This window comes from Zhongshania marina (assembly GCF_002915595.1).
In the GTDB taxonomy this organism is placed as follows: domain Bacteria; phylum Pseudomonadota; class Gammaproteobacteria; order Pseudomonadales; family Spongiibacteraceae; genus Spongiibacter; species Spongiibacter marinus_B.
Genome location: NZ_PQGG01000041.1, coordinates 1 through 3093, shown reverse-complemented (window position 1 = coordinate 3093; position 3093 = coordinate 1). Strand labels below are relative to the sequence as shown.

2 protein-coding genes and 2 pseudogenes are annotated in these 3093 nt (G+C 46.2%); 2 read left to right on the top strand and 2 right to left on the bottom strand.

The window, feature by feature from the left end:
* Window positions 1-241 precede the first annotated feature (241 nt).
* Window positions 242-892, bottom strand: a complete 651-nt coding sequence (locus C0068_RS19900; RefSeq protein ID WP_103685822.1) for a putative quinol monooxygenase — start codon at window positions 890-892, stop codon at window positions 242-244.
* A 229-nt stretch (window positions 893-1121) separates the two neighbouring features.
* Between C0068_RS19900 and C0068_RS17745 the strand changes: the two genes are divergently transcribed.
* Together C0068_RS17745 and C0068_RS17740 are read left to right on the top strand one after the other, a co-directional pair.
* Window positions 1122-2117: a GlxA family transcriptional regulator gene (locus tag C0068_RS17745; RefSeq protein WP_103685821.1), complete on the top strand. Its 996-nt coding sequence runs from the start codon at window positions 1122-1124 to the stop codon at window positions 2115-2117.
* A gap of 68 nt (window positions 2118-2185) precedes the next feature.
* Window positions 2186-2626: pseudogene (locus tag C0068_RS17740) on the top strand (transposase); the annotation flags it as partial.
* A gap of 131 nt (window positions 2627-2757) precedes the next feature.
* Here C0068_RS17740 and C0068_RS19935 read toward each other — a convergent pair.
* Window positions 2758-2919: pseudogene (locus tag C0068_RS19935) on the bottom strand (transposase); the annotation flags it as partial.
* Window positions 2920-3093 lie beyond the last annotated feature (174 nt).

Below are 3093 nucleotides of genomic sequence, written 5' to 3'. Positions count from 1 at the left end.
GGTATTACCAGCAAAGGCCCATGGCGCAGCTCCAAAACACCGGGGATTAATCAGGCATTATCCAATGCCTATTTAAAATCTCAGGGGTTGTACGAATTGCGCGATGGCTGGATCAAGCTTCACCATTCTTAGTGAAACGCCCTGTGCGGATCCGCATGCAGGGTGTTGTGGGGGCTGAGGGTTAGAGACCCTCGGCTACCCGATTAGGCTAATTGTGAGCAAACAAGCTAGAAGACCAAAATTATTTGCCAGCTTCTGCAATAATCTCAAAATTATGAATGTTGTTTAGAACACCGTTATCCCAACCGCCAACGACAAGATCATCCGCTTGGGCTTTGAGGGCAGCAGCAACTTTCCCGGCAAAGTGAGCTTCTCTTCCACGCTCATCGGCAAAGGTATCAAAAATACCAAAAGTGTTGCTATCTAATTTAAGTGATGTCCATAACAACGTTTTTGGTTCAGTTTGGCCGACAACAGATGCGGCTCCGATTAATAGCTGCTGTAATTCTTGCTCTTTTCCTGGTTGGGCTTTTAACAATATATAAGTTGCGCTTGTTGCATTTTCTAAGTCTGTGCTAGGTTCTTTATAGGATAAAACGCTAAAGTTAGAAATATTAGCAACAACCCCCTTATCCCAACCATGCGCTACGAGCGTATCTGCATTGGTATTTAATGCGGCTGCTACTTTCCCTGCAAAGTGCTCTGACCGGCCCGCTTCATTTGGAAAAAAATCAAAAATTCCGAAACTGCCATCGTTTTTTTTAAGCGCATACCAATACAATGTATTGGGTTCAGTTTGCGCGACCAGTGTTGCGCCTTCCTTTAGAAAAGCAGTTAGCTCTTTGTCTTGTCCAGACTTGGCCTCAAATGGAATATAGCTTGCTTGTTTCATGATAGTCTCCTGTTTTGGTACATTCTGAGCGTGATATAGACACATTCATTCAAATGAATAGAAATACAGTTAGATAAACATTTGCTTTACGCATAGGATTGAAAATTTTCATAAATTCCCCTTATGTTGAAATCGAGGTGCCATTGTAGGGTTTGGCGCAGCTTGACCAGTAGTGGCAAAAAAGACATCATGCATGCAATATCTGCCATTATTTTTTTGGAGTGTATGGATGACGACAATTGTGATTCTTTCAGTGAATAACGCCTTGCCATCAGGGCTTATGGGCATGGTTGATATCTTTGCATTAAGTGGTTTGGATTTTGTGCAGAAGTCTGGAGATGGAGCACTTTCGAAGGTAGAGTGGCACCCAAACGTGATTTTGGCGAATCATGATGGGCAGCCGATAACTGACGGGCATGGGCGTATTTTTGAGGTCGACTCTGATTTTGCTTCAATTAAGCATTGCGATGCAGTGTTGGTACCGGGGTTTATTCCAAATGGTCAAGGACACCCACCCAAAACCACTACAGATAAGCTTACCTGCTCATGGTTGGCTACACAATATAAAAAAGGAGCACTCATGTGTGGCTCTTGTAGCGGTGTATTTGCACTTGGAGAGGCGGGCTTACTTAATAACCGAAAATGCACTACCACGTGGTGGTTACATGATGAATTAAAGCAACGATTCCCAAAGGCGAATGCGGTATGGGCAAGTGAATTAATTGATGATAACGGTATCATCTCTGCTGGTGGCCCACTTTCCTGGGTCACCATTGCATTGCATATAGTGAAAAAGCTTGCTGGTATTGAAACGGCGAAGGTTGTGGCTGATTTTTCTGTCGTTGATGCGATACCAAAATCTCAAAACCTGTATGTGCCGGAGGGGTATCAGGCTTCAAACAATCCATTCCTAGCAAAAGCGGAATATACCATTCGTAAAGCACACTACCAAACCATGAGCGCTGGTGATTTGGCAAAAATAATGGCTGTTTCTGAACGTACGCTAAATCGTAAGTTAAAAGAGTTAACCGGAGAAACCCCCAAAGCCTTTATTGACGGGGTTAGAATAAGCCATGCTTGCACATTGTTAGCAACCACCAATACGTCCGTAAAGGAAATCGCCCTTTCTCTGGGTTATACGGACGATAGCGTATTTCGTCGTCTCTTTAAGCAGAAAATAAAAATGACACCTTCCAACTATCAACAACAAAGACGCAATAATTAAGGCAACTCTGATTAATTCCGCCGGTGAGCGATAATGCTGACATCACTCACCGGCCCCGAGATTTGCGAATGAAACAACTCTCTCTGACTGATAGCTTCGAGAAACACCGCAAGAAAACCCGTAAGGAACAGTTTCTCGAAGACATGGATCGCATCATCCCTTGGCAGGGATTGGTGGATACCATCACGCCGTTCTACCCGAATCCACAAGGTGCAGGTCGTCGTCCTATTGGTATCGAGAGAATGCTGCGCATCTACTTCTTGCAACACTGGTTCCAGCTCTCTGATCCCGCCGCAGAAGAAGCGATTTACGATTCCCGTGCCATGCGTCGCTTTGTCGGCATTGATTTGGGTACCGAGCCTGCGCCGGATGAGACAACCATTTGCAAGTCTCGACACTTGATGGAGAAACGTAATTTGGGCGAGCAGTTCTTCCATCTGGTGAATGAGTATCTGAAGGAGAATGGCCTGAAAGTGAACCGTGGCACCATCGTTGATGCCAGCATTATCAGGCCCTGCTGACGCAACTGGGCGTTCACGGTATCGAAGATCACTTTGCCCAATTTGTGACGCTCAAGGAAATGACGGAAGCGGAGAATGGTGCTTTCATCTGGCAGCCGGTCGGACAACCGCAGCCCGGCAAAGCGGCGCATGGACTCGATCTCGTACAACGCATCTTCCATCGCGGGATCACTGAGGCTGTAGAACAATTGCAGGCAGTGCACCCGAAGCATAATGGGGAGCGGGTAAGGCGGGTTTCCATTCTCACCCGTGGGATAGTGCTTGCGAAGCTTCTTCTCCAGCTTGGCCTAGGGAATCAGACCATCCATTTTTTCCAGGAACAGCTCCCGCCGCGTTTTACGCTTTTTGTTCTGGTATTCGGCTTCGGCGAAGGTAAGCTGGCTCATACAGTAGTCCGGTTGAAATGGGGGGCGCAGAATTATCTCAAATTACGGGGGTTATGCAGAGATTCCTTA